This window comes from Haloplanus litoreus (assembly GCF_045690335.1).
Classification (GTDB): Archaea; Halobacteriota; Halobacteria; order Halobacteriales; family Haloferacaceae; genus Haloplanus; species Haloplanus litoreus.
Genome location: NZ_CP147874.1, coordinates 2,639,730 through 2,664,880, shown reverse-complemented (window position 1 = coordinate 2,664,880; position 25,151 = coordinate 2,639,730). Strand labels below are relative to the sequence as shown.

The following is a 25,151-nucleotide window of genomic DNA, read 5'->3' as shown; positions in this document are numbered from 1 at the left end:
CTCAGACACCCAGATAGCGTTCGCGGGTCTCGTCGTCGTCCCGGAGTTCGTCCGCCGTCCCGTCGAAGACGACCTGTCCCTGGTCGACGACGTACGCGCGGTCGGCGATTTTGATCGCGGCCGCGGCGTTCTGTTCGACCAGCAGGATCGTGACACCCTGCTCGCTGATTCGCTCGATGGCGGCCTCCACGTCCTCGACGATTTTGGGGGCGAGACCCTCGTACGGTTCGTCGAGGAGGAGGAGGTCGGTGCTCTGTTTGAGCGCGCGAGCGATGGCGAGCATCTGCTGTTCCCCACCGGAGAGCGTGCCGGCCTTCTGGGTCTTGCGCTCTCTCAGTCGAGGGAAGTCCTCGTACACCTGCTCGGTGGACATGGACGTTCCGGTGGTGGTGAGGTGGCGCCGCCACGTGTTCGAGGCGTTGCGTGACACCTCGGCGATCTGGAGGTTCTCCTCGACGGTGAGGTTGGCGAACACGCGCCGCTCCTCGGGCACCAGCGAGATACCCTGCATGGCCACGTCGTCGGCGGGCATCCCGGTGATGTCGTCGCCCTTGAACCGGATCGACCCGTCGCGGACTGCTGGCGGTTTCGCGCCGGCGATAGAGCGCAGGGTCGTCGTCTTGCCGGCGCCGTTGCGTCCGAGGAGCGCACAGATCTCCCCCTCCTCGACGGTCATCGAGAGATCACGCAGGATGTGGCTCTCGCCGTAGTAGGCGTCGACGGCGTCGACGTCGAGTAGTGTCACAGGTCGACACCTCCGAGATACGCCTCCTGCACCTCGGGATTGCCCCTGATCTCGTCGGGCGTCCCCTCGGCGATCACTCGCCCGCGATTGAGGACGACGATCCGGTCGGAGACCCGAAAGACGATTTCCATGTCGTGTTCGATGAGGACGAACGTCAGCCCCAGTTCGCGTTTGACCTCCTCGACCAGGTCGACGGTCGCTTCCGTCTCCTCCGGGGACATCCCGGCGGTCGGTTCGTCCATCAGCAGGAGGTCGGGTTCGGCCGCGAGGGCGATGCCGATTTCCAGGCGACGCTTGTCGCCGTAGGGGAGTTCGGCGGCCTGTCGCTCCGCCTGACCGAGGAGGCCGACGGCGTCGAGGGTGTCGGTGGCAACCTGGTGGACCTCGGTGAGGCTGTCCCGATGCTCGAGGAACTTGAACCCGAACGACCCGTGCTCGGCCGCGAGCGCGGCTATCTCGGCGTTCTCTCGCACCGTGAGCTCCGAGAAGATGGAGGCCGTCTGGAACGACTTGCTGATCCCCATCTGCACCACCTCGTGGGGGTCGCGATTCACGATCGATTCCCCCTTGAATCGGATGTCGCCGGCGGTCGGATCGAGGCGGCGCGTGATGAGATTGACGAGCGTCGACTTCCCGGCCCCGTTGGGACCGATGATCGAGACGCGTTCGTCCTCCTCGACGGAGAGGTTCACGTCGTCGGTGGCGACCAGGCCGCCGAACTCCTTGACCAGTCCGTCCGTTTCGAGCAGCGCCATCAGTTCTCACCTCCGGTGATGGCGTCGCGAACGTCGCGGAAGAAGCCCCAGAGGCCCCGGGGGAAGACCCAGATGGTCACGACGAACACGAGTCCGAGGATCAGGTGCCAGAACGGGGCGATGAAGTCGAACGGGTGGCCCCCGCTGACGATGTTCTCGACGTAGAGGTAGACACCCGCACCCACGATGGGCCCGAACAGCGACCCCGTGCCGCCGAGGACGGTCATGATGACCACTTCACCGCTGGTGGTCCAGTACAGGGAGGCGAGCGGCACGTAGGTGCCGTGGATGACGAACAGGCTCCCGGCGATGCCGGCAAAGAGGCCGGAGAGGATGAAAGACATCAGCCGGTATCGCCAGACGTTGAGACCCACGAACTCCGCGCGCTGTTCGTTCTCGCGAATCGCTCGGAACACCATCCCGTACGGCGAGTGGAGGATTCGGTAGCCGAGCGCCACACAGAGGAGGGTGATGACCGCCACGAAGGCGTAGAGCCACGTTCCCATGAGGGTGCCGAGGACGGCCGGGAGGTCGGATTCGAGCGCGAACGTGCCGAACAGTTCGCCCGTCTCGACGTCCGTGAATCCGTTCTCGCCGCCGGTTAGGAACGCGAGCGGCGACGAGGACATGTAGAACATCATCTGCGCGAACGCGAGCGTGAGGATGGCGAAGTAGATCCCGCCGCGGCGAAGCGACAGGAAGCCGAGCACCCACGCGAGCAGGACGGCGAAGGCGGTGCCGGCGACCATCATCAGGATCGGTGAGCCGGAGACGTTCTGGCTGAAGATTCCGGCCGTGTAGGCGGCGCTGCCCCAGAAGGCGGCGTGACCGAAGGACAGCAGGCCGGTGTAGCCGAGCAGGAGGTCGAATCCGAGCGCGAAGATGCCCCAGATGAGGATGAGCGTCGCGAGGCTCTGATAGCCCTGCAACAGATCGCTCACGACGGGCATCCGGGCGAAGGCGAACGGGAAGAGCGCGAGGACGACGGCGGTGCCGGCGACGACGCGCACCTCGTTGCCGCGGGGTGCCCAGATGCCGATCATCTCGGAGACGGTGCCGGTGTCCGCCTCGGACTCGCTGGCCGGTGCGGGTTCGTCGCTCATGGAGCCACCTCCGCCTCGCCGAGCAAGCCCTGGGGCCGCACGAGCAGGATGATGGCCGCGATGGCGTAGAGCCCCACCTGCGCCCACGCGGAGTACGTCGCCACGAGGATGGCCTGTGTGAGGCCGAACAGGACGCCGCCGAGGACGGCCCCGGCGATGGACCCGACGCCGCCGATGACGACGGTCAGGAACGCGGGCACGAGAATCTCGTTGCCGATGGTCGGGTTGACGGGGTTGAGCGGCCCGCCGACGACGCCCGCGACGCCGGCCAGCGCCGCACCGATACCGAAGACGACGATGTACGGCCGGCTCAGTCGGATGCCGAGGAGTTCGACCATCTCGGGGTCACGGGTGCCGGCGCGGACGACCAGCCCGAAGTCCGTGAACTCCACGAGGATGTAGACGATCAACACCAGTACGGCCGTGATGCCGATGACGTAGTACCGCCACGAGGAGATCGGGATGGCCGTGAGGAAGGGGACCTGGGGCGGGCCCTGTGCCCACGCGGGCTGGCTGAACGGCAGGCTACTCGATCCGAAGAAGGCGCGGAAGAGTTCCTGGACGATGATCGCCAGCCCGAACGTGACCAGAATCTGATCGGTGTCGGGTCGGTCCTTGAACGGTTCGACGACGAAACGCTCCATCGCGAGTCCGACGACGAAGACGACGACGGGTACGATGAGCAGCGCGGGGATGTAGCCCAGTCCGAGGCCCAACTGGCTGAACCCCCACTCTTGGAGCTGTCCGCTCGTCAGGTTGACCTCGAGGGCCAACAACAGCCCTGCGTAGGTGCCGATGAGATACAGCGCGCCGTGAGCGAAGTTGACGAACTTCAGCGTGCCGAGGATGATCGACAGGCCCACCGCGAGCAGGATGTAGATGGCCCCCTGCTGGAGACCGTTGAGCAGGACGGTGATCGCCTCGATGTGAAAACTCATCGTCTCCCCCCACGGGCGCCCCGGGAGACCCGACGGGGTGCTCCGGTTGATAGTGTCATATGCGTGTAGTTGAGCATTATTTACTATAATTTTGTGCTACGGTGCGATGTCGACTCGCACCGGGTGATCGTGGTTACTCGTCGCCGTACTCGCCGAGTTCGCATTCGGCGGCGGGACCGGCGTCACAGGCGTAGCCGAGTTCGTCGCGGCTCGTGACGTTGATAATCTCGAAGTACTGGCCCTCGGACTGTTCGGACTCCGGCAGGCCGCGGACGACGGGGACGTCGCGCTGAGCCTGGTGGTCGCACGCGCGCATCGTCTCCGGTCCCATACCGATGTTGTCGTACTCGAGCCCCTCCAACTGCCGAATGACCTCGGGCGGGTAGAACGTCCCGGCACGCTCGACGGCGGCGGCGTACTGGAGCGTCTGGGCGTAGGCGAGCTGTGCCGGCCCGGAGGGGGTGCGGTCGTACTCGTCCCGGAAGGCCTGCAGGAACTCCTGGGACGGAGTGTTGTCGATCTGGGAGTCCCAGGCGACGGTGCCGAAGATCCCTTCGATGGCACCCCCGGCAGCCTCCGCCATCGGGCGGTTGTACAGCGGGACGAGGATCTCCATGTCTTCGTCCAGACCGGCGTCGACGGCCTGACTCGCGGACGTCGCCCCGTCCAGCCCGTAGTGGTTGAGGACGAGCACGTCCGCGCCGGAGTTCGACGCCTCCGAGAGGTACGAGGAGTAGTCGCTGGTCCCGAGCGGCGTCGCGACGGAGTCGACCTGCTCCCAGCCGGCCGTCTCCGTGAGGAACTGGTTCATCGACTCCTGCTGGGTCTGGCCCCAACTGTAGTCGGCGTAGAGCTGGTAGAACTGCAGGTCGCTCCCGTACTCCTCCTGAACGACCGGCGCCAGCGCCTGCCCGGTCATGTAGGCGTTGAACATCTCGCGAAAGCCGTAGCGCACGCAGTTCGCCCCGGTCGTCTCGTTGGAGTGGGTCAGGCAGGCCATGAACAGGGTTTTCTCGCGCTGACACAGCTCCTGCACGGCGATGGCGACGGCGGAGGACGACCCGCCGCTCACCATGATCACGTCGTCGCGCTGGATCATCCGCGAGGCGGACTGGCGTGCGGTGTCGGCGTCGGTCGCCGTATCGCCGCTCACCGAGTCGATCTGATAGTCGAGGACGCCGTCCCCGGACAGATCGTCGAACTGGGAGTCGACCCACCCGCCGCCGTTGTTCAGATGCTCGACCGCGAGTTCGTAGGCGCGGAGTTCGTCCTCACCCTCCGAGGCGTACGGCCCGGATTGCGGGACGTTGAACCCGAGCGTCGCCGTATCTCCCTCGATGGGATAGTTCCCGAGTTCGGGGTACTCCGACCCACCGCCGTCGCCCCCGCCGCCACCGCCGCCGCCGGAACACCCCGCGAGTCCAACGAGGCCGGCGGTGCCAGCCGCACCGGCCGCCTTGATCACGTCACGTCGATCCACGTTGTCACCATTGCTACCCATACACAATCCGGCGGAGAGGACCTTAATAATAGTTACTGTTCCTAAGACGAACGTCGAATCGAGTTACGTCGATGGGGGCTAACGGTCGTCGGCGACGGCGGGAAGCGTCGACACCTGGCTGTCCGGACGGGCGCCGATGCTCTCCGGCGGGTCGCGCGTTCGGTTCACCCACGTCGTCGCCATCCCCACGTTGCCCGCGCCGGCGATATCCCACGCGTTGGCGGAGACGAGCCGACAGTCGTCGAGCAGGCGGTCGAGCGTCTCGGCGGCGTGTTTGTACACCGCCGGATCGGGTTTGAACGTCCGAACCGCGTGGGCGCTCACGATGCCGTCGAGATGTGCACGTAGCCCGGCGTTTTCCGCCAACCGTTCGAGCATCTCGGGGTTCCCGTTCGAGAGGACCACGACCTCGTGACCGTCCGCGGACAGTCGGTCGAGCGTCTCGGCGGCGCCGGGGAACGACTCCAGATGATCGTAGGCCTCCGCGATCCGCTCCCGGGTTTCCGGGTCCGGGTCGAGGTCGAACTGTGCGAGCGCGTAGTCGAGGGCGTGTTCGGTGATCGACCAGAACGGCTCGTACTCGTCCATCTGGGCGCTCTGGTAGGAGTACTGGAGCTGTTTTCGCCGCCACGTCTCGTCGACCGCCGCCACCAGCCGCTCGGCGACCCCGAGCTCCTCGCCGAGGCGGGTCCGCACGCTACTCGTGTCACACAACGTCCCGTACATGTCGAAACAGATGCCGGCCATACGCGCCCAGACGGGCGGCAACCTCTTGGTTCGTTCCCCCGTGCTCACGACCACCGCGACACTTTAAGGAGCACCCCCGCACACATCTTCAGCATGGACATTCGTGAGGCACGAGCGGAGGACATCGAGGGCATCCGGACGGTCGCTCACCACTCCCTCGCCGCGTCGTACGGGCACGCACTGGAAGACGACATCATCGCACAGGCCGTCGAGCGGTGGTACGACGAGGAGACGCTGACCGACGACCTGAACGATCCGGACACCGAGTTCCTCGTCGCCCAAGACGAGGACCGCCTCCTCGGGTTCGCTCAGAGCTACGTCGTCGAACGTCGCGAGACGGTCGGCGAAATCGACTGGCTCCACGTCGAACCCGACAGCCGAGGTATCGGGCTCGGCGACCAACTGTTGGAGGCGCTCGAACGCCGCCTCCTCGAGCACGGGGTCTCTCGCATCGAGGGGCGGGTGCTGGCGGCCAACGAGGCCGGCACCGACTTCTACGAGAACGAGGACTTCGAACGCATCGGCGAGCGAACCGTCGAAATCGGCGGCGAACCCTTCGTCGAGATGCTCTACTCGAAGTTCCCCGAGACGGGCGGCCGCCAGGTGCTCACCGAGGCGGCGACGCTTCCCGACGGCCGTCAGGTGTACGTCGCCCTCGACGAGAGCGTCCGCGGCGCCGACGGGCCGTTCTACTCGGTGTACCTCGACCGGGACCGGACGGAACGCTACGGCTACCTCTGTGGCAACTGCGACAGCTTCGCCGTCTCGATGGACACGATGGGTCGTGTCGTCTGTAACGACTGCGAGAATCGCCGCAAGCCCACCCGGTGGGACGCCAGCTACCTGTAGGCGATTACTTGGTTATATCACAAAGTATTATTCCGTCCGCGACGGAGCGGGGCGTATGACACGAACCGCAGCGGGAGGCGCGACGCCGTGGTAACCCGGACGACACTCCTCGGCCTGTCGACGGTCGTACTGCTCGCCTTCGCGGCCTTCGGGGCGTGGTACGCCCGCGGCCGGGTCGAGACGGTCGAGGACTACCTCACTGCCCGTAACTCGACCGGCGGGGGAACGTTGACGGCGACCATCGTCGCGTCGAGCATGGGAGCGTGGATTCTGTTCAGTCCCGCCGAAGCGGGGGCGGCCTTCGGGGGGCTCACCGCCGTCGCCGGCTACGCCGCCGGATCGGCGCTCGCCCTCGCCGCCTTCGCCTTCCTCGGTCCCCGTATCCGCCACCTGCTCCCCCGGGGCCACAGTCTCACCGAGTACGCCTACGCCCGCTACGGGTCGGCGATGTACGCCTACGTCCTCGTCGTGAGCGTCGCCTACATGTTCGTCTTCCTCGCCGCCGAGTTCACCGGCATCGCGAGCGCGCTCTCCCTGATCGCGGGCGTGCCCGGCTGGCAGACGGCGACCGTCGTCGGCGTCACCGTCCTCGCCTACACGGGGTACGGTGGCCTGCGCGCGAGCATCGTCACCGACACCGTCCAGACGGTGCTCATCCTGCCCCTCCTGATCGTGAGCGTCGTCGTCACGATTCTGGCACTCGGTGGGACCGACGCCGCTCACGCGGCCATCGTCGACTCGTCGCCCGAACTGCTGACCGTCGGATCGGCCACCGGCATCGAGTTCGGCGCCTACGTCATCGTCGCCATCGTCGGCGCCGAGATGCTGAACCAGGCGTGGTGGCAACGCGTCTACGCCGCCAGCGACGACCGGACCCTCCGGCGCTCCTTCCTCGTCGCCGCCATCGCCGTCGTGCCCATGGTCTTTCTCGCCGGTGTGTTCGGCCCCATCGCCGTCGGTCTCGGCCTCGTCGAGGCGCCCGCCGACGCGAGCGTCTCCTTCTTCCTCGTCGTGACCGACGTGCTCCCCGACGCCGCCGTCATCGCCGTCGCCATCCTCGCCGTTTTGCTCGTGGTCTCCAGCGCCGACACGCTCTTCAACGCCATCGCGAGCGTCGTCACCGCCGACCTGCCGCGACTCCTCGACGTCTCCGGCGACCGACTCACCGCGACGGCTCGCGGCGTGACCGTCGTCGTCGCCGCCGCCGCGACGGTCGTCGGCGCACAGGGCTACTCCGTCCTCACGCTCTTTCTCCTGGCGGACCTGCTCGCCGCGGCGACGTTCGTCCCCCTGCTCTACGGGCTCTACTCGACGCGAGCCACGTCGGTCGGCGCCGTCACCGCGAGCGCCGCCGGTCTCCTCCTCGGGGTGACCTTCTTCCCGCCCGCCCGTGGCCTCCTGCCGCTCTCGGCGCTCCCGACGGCGACGTACTTCCGCTCCTTCGTCGGCGCGGCGGCCGTTTCGACGGTACTGATCGTCCTGACCGCCCGCCTCGCGGGGGAGCGATACGACCTCGATACCCTCGACAGGGAGATCCGGCGACTCGACGACGAGGCGGCGACCGACGGGGGTGAGCGCCCATGACCCTCTCGGCGCTCGGGTTCGCGGCCTTGGTCTGGGGATCACTCGCGCTAGTCGTCGTCGTCTTCCTGTACGAACTGCTGACGGTGTGGCGGGAGTACCGAAAAAAACGGCCCGCGTGAGCGGCGACGGACGGGGCCCCGTTACGACGAGCCGTCTCAGTCGCCGCTGATCTTGCTCTGGATGTCTTCGACGATGTCCGGGTTCCGAAGCGTCGAGGTGTCTCCCAGTTCGGCCTCGTTGGCGATGTCCTCCAGCAGCCGACGCATGATCTTGCCCGAGCGCGTCTTGGGCAGGTCCGGCGAGAAGACCACGCGTTCCGGCCGCGCGATTGGCCCGATGGCGTCTTCGACGCCCGCGATGATGCGGTCGCGGAGTTCGTCGTTCTCCTCGTAGCCCTCCTCGGTGATGACGTAGGCGTAGACGGCCTCGCCTTTCACCTCGTGTTGTCCGCCGACGACGGCGGCCTCCGCGACGCCCTCGACGCCGACGATAGCCGATTCGATCTCCATCGTGCCGAGGCGGTGGCCCGAGACGTTGAGCACGTCGTCGACGCGGCCCAGTACGGTGATGTAGCCGTCATCGTCGATTTTGGCGCCGTCCTCCGGGAAGTACACCCAGTCGTCGGGGTCCGAACTGTCGGTGTCGGAGTACTCGGCCCAGTACTCCTCGATGTACCGTTCGTCGTTCTTATAGAGCGTGCGCAGCATCCCGGGCCACGGCTTCTGGACGGTGAGGTAGCCGGCGCGTCCGGCCTCGACCTCGTCGCCGTTGGTGTCGACGATCTGTGCGTCGACACCCGGTAGCGGCGGCCCCGCGGAGCCGGGTTTCATCGTCTTGATTCCCGGGAGGGTGGTGACCATCATACCGCCCGTCTCGGTCTGCCACCACGTGTCGACGATGGGGCACTCCTCGTTCCCGATGTGTTTGTAGTACCACTTCCACGCCCGCGGGTTGATGGGTTCACCGACCGTCCCCAGCAGGCGGAGACTGGAGAGGTCGTGTTGCTCGGGGTACTCCGAGCCCCACTTCATGAACGCGCGAATCGCGGTCGGCGCGGTGTAGAGCTGGGTCGCTTCGTACTCCTCGACGATCTCCCAGAGGCGATCCCGGTCGGGGTGGTCGGGCGTCCCCTCGTACATCATCGTCGTCGTGCCGAGCGCGAGCGGCCCGTAGACGATGTAGGAGTGTCCGGTGATCCAGCCGATGTCGGCCGAGCAGAAGTACGTGTCCTCGGGCTTGACGTCGAGGACCGCCTGCGAGGTCCACGCCGTCCACGCGAGGTAGCCGCCGGTGGTGTGTTTGACACCCTTCGGCTGGCCCGTCGTCCCCGAGGTGTACATCAGGAACAGCATATCCTCGGCGTCGCGCTGGACCGGGTCGACCGACTCGCCCTCGTGGTCGGCGACTAGGCCGGCGTAGGCGTGCTGATTGTCGGCCAGGTCGTGGTCGAAGCCGTCGCCGTCCATGAGGCGTTCGGCGACGACCACGTCCTCGACGTCGTGGTCGACGCCGGCGAGGCCCTCGTTGGCCTTGGCGAGGTGATCGAGCGGGTCGCCGCGGCGGTAGTAGCCGTCACACGTGATCAGATACTCCGAGTCGGCGGCGTTCATCCGCGTCGCCAGCGCGTCCGCCGAGAAGCCCGCGAACACCACACTGTGTGGCGCACCGATGCGTGCACACGCGAGCATGGCGATGGGCAGTTCGGGGATCATCGGCATGTACATCGTCACGACGTCGTCCTCGCCGACGCCGAGTTCGCGGAGCGCCGAGGCGAACTCGTTGACCTCGCGGTGGAGTTCCTCGTAGGTGAACGTCCGGTTCCCCTCGTCGACCGGTTCGCCCACCCACTCGATGGCGGGTTCGTCGCCCCGTTCGTCCAGGTGTCGGTCGAGGCAGTTCGCAGAGGCGTTCAGCTTGCCGTCGGTGAACCACTCGTAGAACGGCGGGTTCGAGTCGTCGAGCACCTGCTCGTACGGTTCGTCCCAGTCGAGAAGTTCGGCTGCCCCCTGCCAGCACTCCGGCCAGTTCTCTTCGAACTCCTCGTAGATACCTGGGTCCGAGACGTTCGCCTGTTCGACGAACGCAGCGGAGGGATCGAACGTCGCCTGCTCTTCGAGGCGCGCCTCCAGTTCTATGTCGTCGTCGGACATATGTCACGGTAGACTTTCCAATCATTCGTGATAAACTTACGCCATCGCGTTCCGACTCTCGTCGGGATGCCCTCGTTCCCCTCCAGACGGCGGCCGCCGTCGCCGACGAGTCCAGCGTTCGTGTGTCGGTGTCGCGTCCGTTTTTGCGGGAACCCGAACCATTCAGAAGGCTTTTGAGCGATCCGGCGGATAGGTCCACCACAGTATGCCTGCGGACTTCAACTGGGCGATCGGTGGCGAAGCCGGCGACGGCATCGACTCCACCGGGAAAATCTTCGCCCAGGCGCTCTCGAGGGCCGGTCGGCACGTGTTCACCTCCAAGGACTTCGCGTCGCGTATTCGCGGCGGGTACACGGCGTACAAGGTCCGCACGTCGGTAGACCAGGTTCAGAGCGTCGTCGACCGTCTGGACGTACTCATCGCACTCACCCAGCGGACCATCGACGAGAACCTCGACGAACTCCACGAGGGGAGCGTCATCATCTACGACGGGGACCGGACGACGATGCAGGACGTCGAAATCCCCGACGAGATGATCGGTCTCGACGTGCCGCTGAAGAGCCTCGCCGAGGACGCCGGTGGCGCCATCATGCGCAACGTCGTCGCCCTCGGGGCTGCGTGTGCGGTGAGCAAGTTCCCCATCGAGAACCTGGACAGCGCACTCGAGAAACGCTTCGGTGACAAGGGCCAGGCGATCATCGAGAACAACATGACCGCCGCCCGGAACGGGCAGGAGTTCGTCCGCGAGAACTACGACGAGGAGTTCGGCTTCGACCTGGAGTGTACCGACGAGAACTACGTCCTCCTGAACGGCGACGAGGCCATCGGCATGGGTGCGATCGCCGGGGGCTGTCGGTTCTACGCCGGCTACCCCATCACGCCGGCGACCGACGTGATGGAGTACCTCACGGGCCGGATCGAACAGTACGGCGGCCACGTCGTTCAGGCCGAGGACGAACTCTCGGCGATCAACATGGCGCTCGGCGCCGCCCGCGCGGGCGCCCGATCGATGACGGCTACATCCGGACCCGGCATCGACCTCATGACCGAGACGTTCGGTCTGGTCGCCACCAGCGAGACGCCGCTGGTCATCTGTAACGTGATGCGCTCGGGACCGTCGACGGGGATGCCCACCAAACAGGAACAGGGCGACCTGAACGCCATGCTCTACGGCGGCCACGGCGAAGTGCCGCGGTTCGTCCTCGCGCCGACGACTATCGCCGAGTGTTTCCACAAGACCGTCGAGGCGTTCAACCTCGCCGAGAAGTACCAGTTGCCGGTGTATCTCACCGCCGACCTCTCGCTCGCGGTCACCGAACAGACCTACCCACCCGAGGAGTTCGATATGGACGCGGTCGAAATCGACCGCGGCAAGGTCGTCGACGAGGAGACGGTCGGCGAGTGGCAGAACGAATCCGGACAGTTCAAACCCCACGCCCTCACCGACGACGGGATCAGCCCCCGCGCGTTCCCCGGAACCGAAGGGGGAGTCCACATGTCCACCGGCCTCGAACACGACGAACTCGGCCGCCGGACCGAGGACACCGACATGCGCGTCCAGCAGGTCGACAAGCGAGCGCGGAAAGTCGAGACGGCGCGCGAACGCGAACCCTTCGAACCGCGCGAGTTCGGGAATCCGGACGCCGAGACGCTCGTCGTCTCCTGGGGGTCGAACGAGGGGGCGCTAATCGAGGCGAAGACCTTCCTCGACGAGGACGGTATCGACGCCCGCTATCTCTCGGTGCCGTACATCTTCCCCCGTCCCGACCTGACCGACGCCGTCGAGGCGGCCGAGGAGACCATCGTCGTCGAGTGTAACGCGACGGGCCAGTTCGCGGACCTGATCGAACACGACACGCTGACGCGGGTCACCCGTATCAACAAGTACGATGGCGTTCGCTTCAAGGCGGACGAACTCGCCGACCGGATCGCAGCGGTTCTCCGGACCGACGAGGGAACCGAGGAGGCAACCGCATGAGTTCCAACGTTCGATTCACTGACTTCAAATCCGACGCACAGCCGACCTGGTGTCCCGGATGCGGCGACTTCGGGACGATGAACGGCATGATGAAAGCCCTCGCCGAGACGGGCAACAGTCCCGACGAGACGTTCATCGTCGCCGGGATCGGTTGTTCCGGCAAAATCGGGACGTACATGCGCTCCTACGCCATCCACGGGGTCCACGGCCGCGCGCTTCCGGTCGGCGCCGGCGCCAAAATCGCCAACCCCGACATCGAAGTGATGGTCGCGGGCGGCGACGGCGACGGCTACTCCATCGGCGCGGGCCACTTCATCCACGCCGTCCGCCGCAACGTCGACATGACCTACGTCGTCATGGACAATCGTATCTACGGGCTGACCAAGGGACAGGCTTCCCCGACCAGCCGAGAGGACTTCGAGACGTCGACGACGCCCGAAGGCCCACAGCAACCGCCGGTGAACCCGCTCGCCCTCGCGCTGGCCGCCAGCGGCACCTTCATCGCACAGTCGTTCTCGACGGACGCCCAGCGCCACGCCGAAATCGTCAAGCAGGCCGTCGAACACGACGGCTTCGGCTTCGTCAACGTGTTCAGTCCCTGCGTGACGTTCAACGACGTGGACACCTACGACTACTTCCGGGACCACATCGTCGACCTGGGCGAGACGGACCACGATCCGACGAGCTACGAGGACGCCCGCTCGCGCATCCTCGACCCCGGAAAGGAGTATCAGGGTGTCCTCTACCGCAACGAGGACTCCGTACCCTACGAGCGGAGCCACGGCGTCGACACGGACATGTCGGAGATCCAAGACGGCGCGCCCGAGGACGCGATGGATCTGGTCCGCGAGTTCTACTGACGCTCTACTGACGCGCCGGTGCCGGGATTCGCCGCCGCGTCGGCGTCCGCGCAAGAAGCGAGAGGCGTCGTCTTGCCTCCGACACCCCTCGACGACCCGCCGTCCCGCCGACTGCGGCCGTCGTCGCTCACCCGAGCACCACGGGCCACACGAACCGAATCGCCAGGGTGAGTACGCCCGTCGCGAGGAGGATGACGACGGCGTCGAGGGGGAGCCCTGCCCGGAGCATGTCCTCTCTTCGCATGTAGCCAGCGCCGAACGCGATTGCGTTGGGCGGCGTCGCCACCGGCAGGGCGAACCCGTAACTCGCCGCCACGGCGCCGACGATGGCGAGGAAGGCCGCCGCAGTCGACGGCTCGGTACCGAGCGTCGTCGCGTAAGCCGGGCCGATGCCGACGAGCAACGGCGCGATGATGGCCGCCATCGCCGTGTTCGACGCGAGTTCACCGACGACGACGACCAGCGTGACGACCACGAGAATCAGGGCGACGAGCGGGACCGTCCCCAGGCCGCCGAGGACCGCCGTCGCCAGCCACTCCGTCGCGCCCGTCCGGACGAGGGCGTCGGCCAGCGAGATGCCGCCGCCGAGGAGGAGCAGGGTGCCCCAGTCGACGTCGAGGAGGCTGTCCCACTCCACGGCGTCCGTGACGACGAGGGCGACGACGCCGACGAGGCCGACGGTGACGTAGTAGAGCGCTCCCTGGTGGCCGGCCGTCCCGAAGACGGAGGGGCTAGCGCCGCCGAAGAGAGTGACGTAGACGGCCGGCGGGAGGTACGGCCGGACGAGAAAGCCGAGGCCGCCGGCCAGCCATCCGAGGGCGGTGAGTCCGAAGATGACGAGCGTCCGCCGCGCCCGCGGCCCGAGCGCCCCCGACTCGCGGAGGCCCCGGTCGGCGCGCGCTCGGGCCGCGCTCACGTCGTCGACCTGCGGCGGATAGACGACGAACGTGAGGAGCCACCACGCGACGGGGAGGGTGAGGACGACCATCGGAAGGCCGACGACCAGCCAGTCGAGGAAGGTGATCCCGTACCCGGTGAGCTCCTGTAACTGACCGACGACGATGGCGTTGGGCGGCGTCCCCACGAGGGTGCCGACGCCACCGAGGCTGGCGGCGTAGGCGACGCCGAGTAGCATGGCAAGCTGGAAGTTCGGCGCTGCGGTGGCCCCACGCCGGTCGTCGTCTCCGGCCGCCGGCTCCGCGTCGACAGCCCGCACTTCCGTCACCTCCCCCGCGAGGCCGACGGCGATAGGAACCATCATCGCCGTCGTCGCGGTGTTCGAGATGATCATCGACAGGACGGCGGTGGCGACCATCACCGCGAGAACGAGTCGGCGGGGCGAGGTGCCGACGGACAGGAGGACGTGGTAGGCCACCCGGCGGTCGATGCCGTGGTACTGGAGCGCCTCGGCGAGGGCGAAGCCGGCGAAGAGGAGGAACACGACCGGGTCGGCGAAACCGGTGACCGCGGCACCGAAGTCGGGGACGACACCGAAGACGACGAGGAGAACGGGGATGGCGAGCGCAGTCAGCGAGAGCGGTATCGCGCCCGTGAGCCAGAGGATGGCCGCGAAGGCCGTGACGCCGAGGGCGTAGCCGGCCGCGGACGAGAGGGCGGCGACCGGTTGAGTTACGATCCCGACGCCTGTCGCCACGACCAGGGCACCCGCGAGGATACCGCCCTCCCGACGTGTCGTCACCGCGATCCCTCCGGCGCGTCGATCCGGATGTGCATCGAATGCCGACGCGCCCGCCACCGACAAAAGTCCGACCCCCTCATCCCGGCAACACGAGGTTGAGGCCGGCCACGACGAAACCAGCCAGTCCCATCCGCACGCCGGCGACGTAGGGATTCAGGCCCGCGACGGTCCCCATGTACGCGCCGAAGACGAAGAGGGTCCCGACCCCGGTGCCGACGGCGACGACGGTGCTCTCGAACATCGTCAGGGTCGACCCTTCGAGCAGGTAGGGGAGTAGCGGGAGGAGAATACCGACGAGCGGTCCCAGTCCGCTGGTCACGGCGCTGATCGTCCGGGCGTCTCGCATTCGTCCGGTCACTTGCGTGTCGGCGAGGTCGGTGAGCATCGCGCGCTCGATGTTGGCCACCTGCGCCCGGCGCTCGGCACGTTCGATTTCCCAGACGCTCCAGACGCCCGACGTACAGAGACCGACGGCGGCCCCGAGGCCGATGGCGACGACGGTCAGTCCGTCGGCGATCCCCGAGAGGTAGGCCCCCATCGTGACGCCGATGCTGGTGAGAGTGCCGTCGAAGCCGTTGGAGATGAAGTAGCGTCGAGAGATCGACCGGACCTCGTCGTGGGCGAGCGCCGCCCGGAGGGAGCGGACTCGGTCGCGCACGTCAATCCTGGGGTGTCGGCGCGTCCTCGATCAGGTACTCCCCACAGACGACGCCGTCGATCGAATGGATCGTCCCGCCGAGGCGCTCGATTTCGGCTTCGAGGCGCTCGTACTCGATTGCGGGTCCCTCCACCGTGAGCTTCAGGTTCTGTACCTCGGCGTCGGTCTCCACCAGCAACGCGTTGACGGACTCGATCCCGGCGAGGTCGGAGAGCGTCCGGGCCACTTCGACCGTCGTCGGCTGGTGGGGTTTCAACACGTCGAGGACGACACGACGGACTTGGGCCATCGGATTTCCCTACCGGCCCCGACGGCGTAAGTGTATCGCCGATGAGAGGTCTGGCGACGAGGAAGGCGAGGGGACAGCGCGCCGGACGGTCGGCGCCCGCGCGGTGGTCGGTGCAACGCTCGACGGACTCGATTCGGGGCACAGCGGGGTAGCGTCGTCTCGGCGAGCGGTCCAGTTCGTCGGGTCCGGAGCGCGTCCCCGTCTCGGTTCAGCAAGACTGATTACGCTCTCGTAGTATCGACATATATGTCCGACCGTTTCGACGTGATCGTCGCCGGCGCCGGGCCTGCCGGGGCCCAGTGTGCCCGCGACCTCGCTCAGCGGGACTACGACGTCTTCGTCCTCGAAGCCGAGGCCGAGGACGGATTCCCCCGCCAGAGCAACAAATCCACCGCCGGCACCTTCCCCTCCATGATGGCCTCGTTCGGGGTGCCGGACGAGGTGGTGATGAACTACACCGACGACGTGATCCTCGAGTCGCCCAACCACCACTACGTCCAGCACCAGCCCGGTGCCGTTCTGGAGTTCGCCGCGTTCAAACGCTGGCTCGTTCGGGAGGGCCGTGAGGAGGGCGCGACCTACCGCTTCGACGCACGTGTGAACGCCCCGATCATGGAGGACGACGAGATCGACGGCGTCCAGTACTCGGGCGGCGAGGAGGCCTACGCCGACATCGTCGTCGACGCGACGGGTCCCGCGGCGCCGCTCGCGAAGGAACTCGGCGTGACCGACCTGCAACGCGAACACCAGGCAATCGGTATCGAGTGGGAACTGGCGGGCGTCGACGTCGACCACCCCGACTACGCCGACCTCACCGACGCGATGATGCTCCGCCTCGACCACGAGTACGCCCCCGGCGGCTACTCATGGATCTTCCACACCGGCGGCGATACCGCGAAGGTCGGGCTCTGTTACATCCAAAACGGGAGCCACGAGCGATATGGCCGCGACGGGGCGAGCATCGACGACTACCTGCACCACTGGCTCGAGAGCGACCCGCGATTCGCCGACGCCGAGCGCATCTCGGACAAACAGCAACACCGTGGCTCGGCTCACATCCAGATGCCCGGGCGGCTCTGTACGGACGGGTTCATGGCCATCGGCGACACCGTGCCGACAATCGACCCGCTGTGGGGTGAGGGTATCCACAAGGGGATGAAGTCGGGGCGTATGGCCGCCATCACCGCCGACCGCTGTTTCACCGAGGCCGACCCCGACACCTCCGCCGAGGCCATGTCCGTGTACAGCAAACTCTGGCACAGCGAGGTCGCCCCCCGGATGCAGGAGCGTCTGTTGATGACCGAACTCCTCTATCTCGCGCCCAACGACCGGTACGACACGCTGATGGCGGACCTCCAGGACGCCGACAGCGACATGCTGGCGAAGGCCAACGCGGGCAACGTCCGCGCGATGCTGAAACTCCTCCACCTCGGCGACATCCCCCTGCTGGGCAAGTTCGCGAAAGCGCGTCTTTCGGGCTGATTACCGGCACGAACCGGCTCTTCCACAACTCCTTTCGGCGTCTCACTCCTCGATCCGGACGTGACACGATCCACCAGCGACGTGCAACGCACGAACGGTATGCCGGTCCTCGGTCTCGGGACGTGGCAAAACACGGCCCCCGAAGACTGTGCGAACGCGGTGGCGACGGCGCTCGACCTTGGCTATCGCCACGTCGACACCGCACAGGCCTACGACAACGAGGAACACGTCGGCGAGGGCATCGCGCGAGCGGACCTCGACCGAGCGGACCTCTTTCTGGCGACGAAGGTGTGGATCGACAATCTCGCGCCAGGGGACGTGCGGTCCTCGACCGAGGAGAGCCTCGAGAAACTCGGCGTCGACGCCGTCGACCTGCTCTACGTCCACTGGCCGGCGGGCGAGTACGACCCCGAGGCGACGCTCGGCGCCTTCGACGACCTGTACGACGACGGCCTGATCGACCGAATCGGCATCAGTAACTTCGAACCGGAGCAGGTGACCGAAGCCGTCGAGACGACCGACGCCCCCATCTTCGCCAATCAGATCGAGTGCCACCCGCTCCTCCCACAGGCGGACCTCCGGGCACACTGTGCCGACCACGACGTCGAGGTGGTGGCGTACTCGCCGCTCGCCCGCGGCGAAGTGTTCGACGTGCCCGAGATTCGGGCGGTGGCGTCGAAACACGGCGTGAGCGAGGCGCAGGTGTCGCTCGCGTGGCTCCGGGAGAAGGGTGTGGCCGCCATTCCGAAGGCGACCGGCGAGGACCACGTCCGCGACAACTGGGCGTCGCGGACGCTCGAACTCGACGCCGAGGACGTGGCGAAAATCGACGACATCGACCGGCGCGAGCGGATGATCGACCCCGACTTCGCTCCCTGGTAGTTACGAGCGCTCGGCCGCGTCCGGGTCGGCATCGGTCTCTTCGTCCGGGTGATCGGCGACGTTCGCGGCGACGCGGACGCCGACCAGCGAGACGACGATGGCCGTGACGACGAAGAGCGCGAGGCGTTCGGTGGCCGGCACCGTCACGCCGACCAGCCGCAGGTTGGCGAGGACGCCCTCGCGTTCGAGGAAGTAGCCCGCGAACCCGCGAACGACGAGGCCGAGGGCGACGACACCGAACGGCAGGTTGAGATACGGTCGGGGAATCCGATCCGAGTCGATGAGTTCGTCGAGCAGACGGCCGGCGCTCGCGGTCAGCGCAGCCAGCGCCAGCCACGGGATGCTGCTGTAGGAAAACTGCATGACTGGGACGAGGATTCCCTCGGTCGTCGGCGAGACGGCCAGCGCCCCGAGGAAGGCCCCGACGAGGGCGAGGCCGCCGGCGACGGCGTACGTCACGACCGATACCTGGCCGGAGTAGAGGGCGTCCTGAATCCGGTCCGGCAAGCGCGCGAGGTGGGTGTCGATGGCCAGTCCCTTGTAGAGGATGGCGGCCCCGAGCAACGACGCGAGCCCAGCGAGCGCCACGGGAAGCGAGAACCGCACGAGCAACACCGGGAGGAGGAGGAGACCGATTCCCAGCGGAACCAGCACCGTCGACCGGAGTTCCTCGTCGGCGAGGAACTGCTTGAGGAGGTAGTACGTCGACTCGATATCTCGGGCCTGACGGACGACGACGCGGTCGACTGAGTCGACGGGGAGGCGGCTCTCGACGATGGGGATCAGGCGCTCGTCGTCGGCGCTGTCGGTGACGATGATCGCCGACTCGGGATCGTATCGCTCCAGCAGGTCGTCGATCTGTGCGGCGACCGACCGGTCGGCCGCGACGGCCGAATCCCCGGCCCCGGAGACGACGGCGACGATGGCTTCCTCCTCCTCGCTCCGCAGGTCGCGGGTGACCCGCAACGCTTCAAGCAGGCAGTTCACGGTCGAATCCTCCGGATCGGCGAGACCGACCTCCGTCACCAGCGAACCCACCGCGTCCCACCCGTCGACGGGCATCGACACGCCGACCGTCCGCCCGATGTCGTCGGCGCGGTCGACACACAGGACGAGCGTTGGCACGGTGAGGAGAACTATCTACGGGGATAAATATCCCCCGCCGAGGCGGTCAGAATCGAAGCCGGAAGCCCCGGTCGTCGTCGGCCACGACGCCGGCCACTCCGGCGCCGAAGGCGTAGGCCATCGCCGTTGCCCCGCCCCGGAGGCGTGCGGCCAGTCCCTTCTCGGGTGCGAACTCGCGAACCGACACCTCCGCATCGAGCAGGTCGGCCACGCGATCCTCGACGGCCGAGCGGTCGCCCAGGTCGTCGACCAGTCCCAGTTCGTGGGCGTCCTCGCCGAGGTAGATCCGGGCCTCGGTGGAGCGGACCGTCTCGGGGTCCATCTCCCGGCCCTCGGCCACGCGCTCGACGAAGTCCTCGTAGAACCCGTCGATGATCCCCTGCAGGTACTCGCGTTCGTCCGCCGAGAGTTCCTTCAGGGGCATGCCGGCGTCCTTGTACTTGCCCGCCGCGAAGCGCTCGTAGGAGACGCCCAGTTCGTCGGCCAGTTCCGAGACGTTCACGCGGGAGCCGATGACGCCGATACTGCCGACGATGCTCGCGCGGCGTGCCCAGAGTTCGTCACACCCGCTCGCGATCCAGTAGCCGCCGCTGGCACAGACGTCGGTGGCGTAGGCCACCGTCGGGCCGTCGAAGTCGGCTGCCGCCTTCCGGATGTCGTCGCTCGGTACTACCTCGCCGCCCGGCGTGTCGAGTTTCACCAGGAGTGCCTCGGCGGCGTCGTCCTCGTCCGCACGCTCGATCTGTTCGACCACCTCGTCGGCCGTGGTACCGAGGGCACCGCCCGGAATCGGGCCTGGCGTCCCCCCGTCGCGGGTGATCGGCCCCTCGACGGCCACCTCCGCGGCGTTGTAGTCCGGAAAGATCGAGTCTGCCAGATCACCGGCGGCCCGTGCGCCGAGGATGACGACGCCGACGGTCACCAGGACGCCGAGGAGTTCGGCGAGCGATCCGGGGAGGACCACGAAGACCAGAAAGCCGAACACCGCTGTGGCGAGACCGCCGGCGATCACCACTGCGGAACGGCCGAGGTCGTCGCCCTCAGTCACACTCGTTCACCATACGCGGTGCTGGGGGACGGATCGGCATAAAAACCCGTGCGTCGACGAAACCGAACTACAGGAGGCCGGTCTTCTGCAGCTTCATGAGGTCCTCGGTGTCGAGGGTCTCGCCTTCCTTGAACTTCTGGTAGATCTCCTCGGCCTCTTCCTTGGCGGCCTCGCGCTCGGCTTCGCGTTCGTCCTGCTGCTCCTGCTCCTCTTCCTTGTCGAGTTCGCGCAGACGCTTCTGGACGCGGACGAAGTCCTCGTGGTGACGGTCGGCCGCTTCCTGGGCCTCGACGAAGAGTTCGTGCATCTCGTCGGCCTTGTCGCGGATCTCGTCGGCTTCGCGATAGGCCTCGATCATCTGGTTGTGGTGTTCCTGGGCCTTGTCGGCCAGTTCGGTCACCTTCTGGTGGTGCTGGGATGCCTCGGAGCGGACCTCTTCGGCCTCCTCGACGAGTTCTTCGAGTTCGCTGGCGTCGTCGAGTTTCTCCTTGCGCTGCTGGTACTCCTCGCGCTTGTCCTCGATCTTCTCGATGAGTTCGCGTTCGTCCTCGGCGCTCAGGACTTCGGTCTGCTGTCGGAACTCGAGCTGTTCGATCTCCTCTTCCAGCTCTTCCAGGTCCTTGCCGTCGCCGAGTTCGAGGTCCTGTTTCATCTCCTCGACCTCGTCGAAGAGCTCGTTGGCCTCCGCGTTGAGCTCGTTCCGGCTCTCCTTGTGTTCCTGGACCTTCTCGTTCAGCTCGTCTCGCTTCTCGCGGTGTTCCTGGGCCTCGTCGACCTTCTCGCGCGTCTTCGCGTTCAGGTCGTCACGTTTGGAGGCTCGCTCCGACGCCATCTGGTTGAGGTCGTTGCGTCGGTCGCGGAGCTGGCCGGCGAGTTTGATGAGCTGTCCCTTCGAGTCGTTTTCTAGCTGTTCGTCGGTGAGTTCGACGTTGTTCTCGTCTTTGAGCGCCGAGACGTCGAATTCGTCGAGTACTTCTTCTGTTGTTACCATTGTTGAAACCTCGATACCACCGCTCCGGGCGGACTGGCGGCTCTTCGTCCCGCAACCAACCGTGGATAAGAATTCCCGATCATTCTGCGTGCGATGCCGCCACGCGCCGGAGGCGCGTTGGTAACTGCAAATACAGCCGACATATACATAAATACTTCGGTGACCGAACGGCTGCGAAGCGGTACCAAAGCACGGTATTTCGGCCGTGTGAACAGTTCACAACGCCTCCGGCAGAGTATATAAACGCCCGCGAGCGTGACGGCTCCAGTTTCAGTTTCACTCCGGGGACGGCACGGGTTCATGTCGGTGGGTCGACTAACCGTAGGTATGCTCGAGAATCTCACGAGTACGTGCGAGGCGCCCGGGTGTGATCGCTCCCTCGACGACGACGCCCTCATGCTGGCGATGCGAACGGAGGCGGGCGAGCGTCGGGCCTACGAGTGTGCCTGCGGTGCGGTGACGGTCACCGTCGTCCGCGGGTAGCGCGCCCGGATCGGCACCCCTTTGGCCGCCCGCCGGCGACGACCCGCCATGGAAGAGGTCGTTCACGCACGCGGGCACGAACACGTCGCTGCGGCACACGAGAGCACGTTCGAGGTGACGACCGACGACTGGTTGACGCCGGCCGGCGACTGCATCGTCGGCGTGGAGGCCGACCGCGCGCCCGCCGACTTCGACGACGCCTTCGTCGACGCCTGCCGAGACCCCGCAGCGACCATCACGCTGACCCTCGACGTCGACGGTCGGTCCCACGACGTCCACGCCCGGGGCCACCCCGACCTCACCTTCGACAGCGAGCGGAGCGCAGTCGTCCGGACGAGCACCTACGTCGACGACCGGACCGTCGCCGTCGGCGCCGACGCCGCTGCGACCGACCTCGACCGCGAGATGGTCGCCGCCCTCGCCGACGGCGCCGCCCTCACCCTGACACTCGCCGTCGAGTGACGCCGCGCTTTTTTCCGTTCGGCCCCAGCTGTCCCCATGTCCGACGAACCCGCGGAGAACATCAGCGGCGGCGCCGACGGGGGTGGCAACGTCGCCCAGTTCGCTACTGGCGACCCCGAAACACGCGCGGAGGCCGTCGTCGACGCCCTGGGCGACATCTACTGGCGGAAGGCCTACGGGGGTCGGCAGGCGTTCCCCTGTCTCGTCCGCACGATTCTGAGCCAGAACACCAGCGACACCGCCAGCCAACCCGCCTTCGACGCCCTGATGGATCGCTACGACGACGGCGGTGACCTCGTGGCGACGCTTTCGGCCGCCGACCGCGAGACGCTCGCCGACACCATCGCGTCCGCGGGCCTCTACAACCAGAAATCACGCGTCATCGTCGAGTGCGCGGAGGAACTCCTCGCCGACTTCGGCGGCGCCGGGGCGTTCGACGCCTTCGTCCGCGAGAGCGACCCCGCCAAGGTTCGGGACCGCCTCCTCGACATGCGCGGTGTCGGCCCGAAGACGGCCGACTGTGTCCTGTTGTTCTCCGGCGGCCGCGGCGGCGTCTTTCCCGTCGACACGCACGTCCACCGCATCGCCCGGCGGATGGGGGTGGCGCCGCCGGACGCGGATCACGAGGGAGTGCGCGAGGCACTGGAGGCGTCGGTGCCGACGGAGAAGTGCGGCTTCGGCCACACCGCGATGATCCAGTTCGGGCGGGAGTACTGCAACGCGCGCAAACCGGCGTGTCTCGACGGATCCGAAGCGTGTCCGCTCGCGGACCTGTGTGATCGAGTCGGGGTCACGCCGGAGACGGGAGGGGTACTCGACCCGGCCGACGCTACTTGAACCGGAACGTCTCCAGATTCTTCGGCGCGAACGTCCGCATGTTGTAGTCGTGATAGAGGGCAGAAGAGAGGTCCTGCACGGAGCGTTCGTCGCCGTGGACACAGAGTACTTTCTCCGGACGGGGGTTCATCGTCTTCACGAAGTTTTCGAGTCCCTGCCGGTCGGCGTGGCCGGAGAACCCGTCCACCGTCTCAACGTTCATATTCAAGGAGAGGGTGTTGCCGCGGCCGCCGCGTTCGCGGTCGTTCATCGGAATCTCGTCCCAGCCGTTCTGGATGCGTCGGCCGAGGGTCCCCTGGGCCTGGTAGCCGACGAAGACCAGCGTCGAGTCCGGGTCGGGGCCAAGGTGACGGAGCCATGACATGATCGGCCCGCCCGTGACCATCCCGGAGGTAGAGAGGATGATCGCCGGATCGCCGTCGGTGACCTCCTGACGTTCGTCCTCCCCGGCGTCGATGTGGTTGAACTCCTCGGCGAGGAAGGGGTTCTCGTCCTCGTGGAAGATGCGGTCCCGAAGGTCGTCGCGAAGATACTCGGGGTAGGTGGTGTGGATGGCCGTCGCCTCCCAGATCATGCCGTCGAGGTGGACGGGCATCCGTGGGATCTTCCCGGTCCGCATCGCCTCCTCGAGGACCAGCATGATCTCCTGGGAGCGCCCGACGGCGAAGGCCGGGATGACCACCTTGCCGCCCTGTTCGTGGGTCTCGCTGATGATATCCAGCAGATTACGCTCGGAGTCCTCCTGGTCGGTCTGGTAGTCGTTGCGACCGCCGTAGGTGGATTCGAGGACGAGTGTCTCGACCCGCGGGAAGTCGTTGACGGCGCCGTTGAACAGACGCGTGTCCTCGTAGTGGATGTCGCCCGAGAACGCGACGTTGTAGAGGCCGTCGCCGATGTGGAAGTGAGAGACGGCGGAGCCGAGGATGTGGCCCGCGTTGTGGAACGTGAGTTTCACGTCCGGCGCGATGTCCGTCACGTCCCCGTACTCCAAGGGGACGGTGTGTTTGATCGCCTCGCGGACCATCTCGCTCTCGTAGGGCGGGGTCCGCCCCTCCTTGGTGGCCACGTCGAGGTAGTCGAGGCTGAGTAGACCCATCAGATCGCGCGTGGGTTCGGTACAGTAGATGGGGCCGTCGTAGCCGTACTTGAACAGGAGGGGAATGAGCGCGGAGTGGTCGAGGTGTGCGTGTGTGAGGACGACGGCGTCGATGGAGTTGAGCGGCGCGGCCTCGGGCACCTGCAGGTAGGGCACCTCGCCCTCGGCGCCTGGCTTGTCACCGCAGTCGACGAGTACGCGCGTCTCGGCCGTCGAGAGGATGAAACTCGCGCGACCGACCTCTCGGCAGCAGCCGAGGGTGGTGATGCGAACCCACTGCTCGTCGGCCATCTCCTCGCGGTGGATCTGCCGGCCGACCCGTTCGAGAATGTCACGTCGCTCCTCGCGTTCCTGTTTGAGGAAGTTCCGGACGTTCGAAACCGTCGAGGACTCGATGGGCGGCGTGCGAACCACCTCGGGCGTCCAGCCGATTTCCTTCGTGATCTCCCGGAGCGTCGACCCGTGTCGCCCGATGACCATCCCGGGTTTCTCGGCCTCGATGACGACTTCGCCGGTGTCGACGTGGAAGTCGAGGTCGGTCACGCCCGCGTCCTCGGGGATCACGCTCCGAATCCGCTCGCGCGCCTCGTGGGCATCCATCAACACGTCGGGGTCGGGTCGCACCGTGATGCGCTTGCGGAGTTTGCTCGCCAGTTTCCGAATGAGGTCGCCGTTGCTGGCGAACTCCTTCGGGTCGCGCGTGTACACGACGAGTTCCGGGCCCTCGTACTTGACGTCGGATACGGAGATGCCGGGGGGTAGTTCGTCTTCGATCTCTGCTTTCAGGTCCTCGAGTTGCTTGTCTACGGAGCTCATATGTGCCGGGTGAGAGCCCTCCGTACGGCCGTCCCCGTTCGACCTCCGGTTGCCGGCGACGCGTCCGCGTGGA

General features: G+C 66.7%; 24 protein-coding genes. 10 read left to right on the top strand and 14 right to left on the bottom strand.

The annotated features are described in order from the left end of the window. Position 1: 1 nt before the first annotated feature. From V8686_RS14225 to V8686_RS14200, 6 genes are all read right to left on the bottom strand, one after another. Positions 2-745, bottom strand: coding sequence for an ABC transporter ATP-binding protein (locus V8686_RS14225; RefSeq protein ID WP_379705213.1), 744 nt, complete (start codon positions 743-745; stop codon positions 2-4). After that, positions 742-1,500, bottom strand: a complete 759-nt coding sequence (locus V8686_RS14220) for an ABC transporter ATP-binding protein (RefSeq protein WP_379705211.1) — start codon at positions 1,498-1,500, stop codon at positions 742-744. The genes V8686_RS14225 and V8686_RS14220 overlap by 4 nt, the downstream gene beginning before the upstream one ends. Then, the gene (locus V8686_RS14215) at positions 1,500-2,603 is read right to left on the bottom strand and encodes a branched-chain amino acid ABC transporter permease (RefSeq protein WP_379705209.1); all 1,104 of its coding nucleotides are present in this window, start codon (positions 2,601-2,603) and stop codon (positions 1,500-1,502) included. Before V8686_RS14215 ends, V8686_RS14220 begins: the two co-directional genes overlap by 1 nt. Further along, positions 2,600-3,541, bottom strand: coding sequence for a branched-chain amino acid ABC transporter permease (locus V8686_RS14210; RefSeq protein WP_379705207.1), 942 nt, complete (start codon positions 3,539-3,541; stop codon positions 2,600-2,602). The genes V8686_RS14215 and V8686_RS14210 overlap by 4 nt, the downstream gene beginning before the upstream one ends. Before the next feature lie 133 nt (positions 3,542-3,674). Further along, complete coding sequence (locus tag V8686_RS14205; protein WP_379705205.1) at positions 3,675-5,042, bottom strand: substrate-binding protein; 1,368 nt, start codon at positions 5,040-5,042, stop codon at positions 3,675-3,677. Positions 5,043-5,120: 78 nt separating this feature from the next. Next, the gene (locus V8686_RS14200) at positions 5,121-5,789 is read right to left on the bottom strand and encodes a haloacid dehalogenase type II (RefSeq protein ID WP_379705203.1); all 669 of its coding nucleotides are present in this window, start codon (positions 5,787-5,789) and stop codon (positions 5,121-5,123) included. 93 nt (positions 5,790-5,882) lie between these two features. Between V8686_RS14200 and V8686_RS14195 the strand changes: the two genes are divergently transcribed. From V8686_RS14195 to V8686_RS14185, 3 genes are all read left to right on the top strand, one after another. Continuing rightward, positions 5,883-6,638, top strand: coding sequence for a GNAT family N-acetyltransferase (locus V8686_RS14195; RefSeq protein WP_379705201.1), 756 nt, complete (start codon positions 5,883-5,885; stop codon positions 6,636-6,638). Positions 6,639-6,725: 87 nt separating this feature from the next. Further along, positions 6,726-8,222, top strand: coding sequence for a sodium:solute symporter family transporter (locus tag V8686_RS14190; protein ID WP_379705199.1), 1,497 nt, complete (start codon positions 6,726-6,728; stop codon positions 8,220-8,222). After that, positions 8,219-8,341: a hypothetical protein gene (locus V8686_RS14185; RefSeq protein ID WP_379705197.1), complete on the top strand. Its 123-nt coding sequence runs from the start codon at positions 8,219-8,221 to the stop codon at positions 8,339-8,341. Before V8686_RS14190 ends, V8686_RS14185 begins: the two co-directional genes overlap by 4 nt. A 36-nt stretch (positions 8,342-8,377) precedes the next feature. On the opposite strand, the gene acs is transcribed toward V8686_RS14185, so the two are convergent. Continuing rightward, a complete protein-coding gene (acs, locus tag V8686_RS14180; protein ID WP_379705195.1) occupies positions 8,378-10,372 on the bottom strand; it encodes an acetate--CoA ligase in 1,995 nt (664 codons plus the stop codon). A 205-nt stretch (positions 10,373-10,577) separates the two neighbouring features. Here acs and V8686_RS14175 point away from each other — a divergent pair, with 205 nt between their 5' ends. Continuing rightward, positions 10,578-12,350 (top strand): 2-oxoacid:acceptor oxidoreductase subunit alpha, encoded by a 1,773-nt coding sequence (locus tag V8686_RS14175; RefSeq protein ID WP_379705194.1) that lies wholly within the window; start codon positions 10,578-10,580, stop codon positions 12,348-12,350. After that, positions 12,347-13,210 carry a 2-oxoacid:ferredoxin oxidoreductase subunit beta gene (locus V8686_RS14170; RefSeq protein WP_379705192.1) on the top strand — a complete coding sequence of 288 codons (864 nt, stop codon included), beginning with the start codon at positions 12,347-12,349 and terminating at the stop codon, positions 13,208-13,210. The genes V8686_RS14175 and V8686_RS14170 overlap by 4 nt, the downstream gene beginning before the upstream one ends. Before the next feature lie 127 nt (positions 13,211-13,337). Here the strand turns inward: V8686_RS14170 and V8686_RS14165 are convergent, their stop codons facing one another. From V8686_RS14165 to V8686_RS14155, 3 genes are all read right to left on the bottom strand, one after another. Beyond that, on the bottom strand, positions 13,338-14,909 hold the full coding sequence (locus V8686_RS14165) for an SLC13 family permease (RefSeq protein WP_379705190.1): 1,572 nt from the start codon (positions 14,907-14,909) through the stop codon (positions 13,338-13,340). Positions 14,910-14,985: 76 nt separating this feature from the next. After that, complete coding sequence (locus V8686_RS14160; protein WP_379705188.1) at positions 14,986-15,567, bottom strand: VIT1/CCC1 transporter family protein; 582 nt, start codon at positions 15,565-15,567, stop codon at positions 14,986-14,988. 1 nt (position 15,568) lies between these two features. Next, complete coding sequence (locus V8686_RS14155; protein WP_379705186.1) at positions 15,569-15,856, bottom strand: DUF211 domain-containing protein; 288 nt, start codon at positions 15,854-15,856, stop codon at positions 15,569-15,571. A 246-nt stretch (positions 15,857-16,102) separates the two neighbouring features. Between V8686_RS14155 and V8686_RS14150 the strand changes: the two genes are divergently transcribed. Further along, positions 16,103-17,338: a digeranylgeranylglycerophospholipid reductase gene (locus tag V8686_RS14150; protein WP_379705184.1), complete on the top strand. Its 1,236-nt coding sequence runs from the start codon at positions 16,103-16,105 to the stop codon at positions 17,336-17,338. A gap of 99 nt (positions 17,339-17,437) precedes the next feature. After that, the gene (locus V8686_RS14145; RefSeq protein ID WP_379706616.1) at positions 17,438-18,220 is read left to right on the top strand and encodes an aldo/keto reductase; all 783 of its coding nucleotides are present in this window, start codon (positions 17,438-17,440) and stop codon (positions 18,218-18,220) included. Here V8686_RS14145 and V8686_RS14140 read toward each other — a convergent pair whose 3' ends face one another. From V8686_RS14140 to V8686_RS14130, 3 genes are all read right to left on the bottom strand, one after another. Further along, a complete protein-coding gene (locus V8686_RS14140) occupies positions 18,221-19,345 on the bottom strand; it encodes a DUF373 family protein (RefSeq protein WP_379705182.1) in 1,125 nt (374 codons plus the stop codon). A gap of 46 nt (positions 19,346-19,391) precedes the next feature. Further along, positions 19,392-20,360, bottom strand: coding sequence for a signal peptide peptidase SppA (gene sppA, locus V8686_RS14135; RefSeq protein ID WP_379706613.1), 969 nt, complete (start codon positions 20,358-20,360; stop codon positions 19,392-19,394). 100 nt (positions 20,361-20,460) lie between these two features. After that, positions 20,461-21,384, bottom strand: coding sequence for a coiled-coil protein (locus V8686_RS14130; protein ID WP_379705180.1), 924 nt, complete (start codon positions 21,382-21,384; stop codon positions 20,461-20,463). Positions 21,385-21,711: 327 nt separating this feature from the next. Between V8686_RS14130 and V8686_RS14125 the strand changes: the two genes are divergently transcribed. Genes V8686_RS14125 through V8686_RS14115 form a run of 3 tightly spaced genes read left to right on the top strand, consistent with a single transcriptional unit; the run spans position 21,712 to position 23,166 of the window. Further along, positions 21,712-21,867 carry a hypothetical protein gene (locus V8686_RS14125; RefSeq protein WP_379705178.1) on the top strand — a complete coding sequence of 52 codons (156 nt, stop codon included), beginning with the start codon at positions 21,712-21,714 and terminating at the stop codon, positions 21,865-21,867. Positions 21,868-21,915: 48 nt separating this feature from the next. Further along, positions 21,916-22,329 (top strand): DUF371 domain-containing protein, encoded by a 414-nt coding sequence (locus tag V8686_RS14120; RefSeq protein WP_379705176.1) that lies wholly within the window; start codon positions 21,916-21,918, stop codon positions 22,327-22,329. 36 nt (positions 22,330-22,365) lie between these two features. Continuing rightward, the gene (locus V8686_RS14115; RefSeq protein ID WP_379705174.1) at positions 22,366-23,166 is read left to right on the top strand and encodes an endonuclease III domain-containing protein; all 801 of its coding nucleotides are present in this window, start codon (positions 22,366-22,368) and stop codon (positions 23,164-23,166) included. Here the strand turns inward: V8686_RS14115 and V8686_RS14110 are convergent. Further along, positions 23,159-25,078, bottom strand: coding sequence for a beta-CASP ribonuclease aCPSF1 (locus tag V8686_RS14110; protein ID WP_379705172.1), 1,920 nt, complete (start codon positions 25,076-25,078; stop codon positions 23,159-23,161). The two genes, V8686_RS14115 and V8686_RS14110, sit on opposite strands and share 8 nt — an antisense overlap. Between the last annotated feature and the right edge of the window lie 73 nt (positions 25,079-25,151).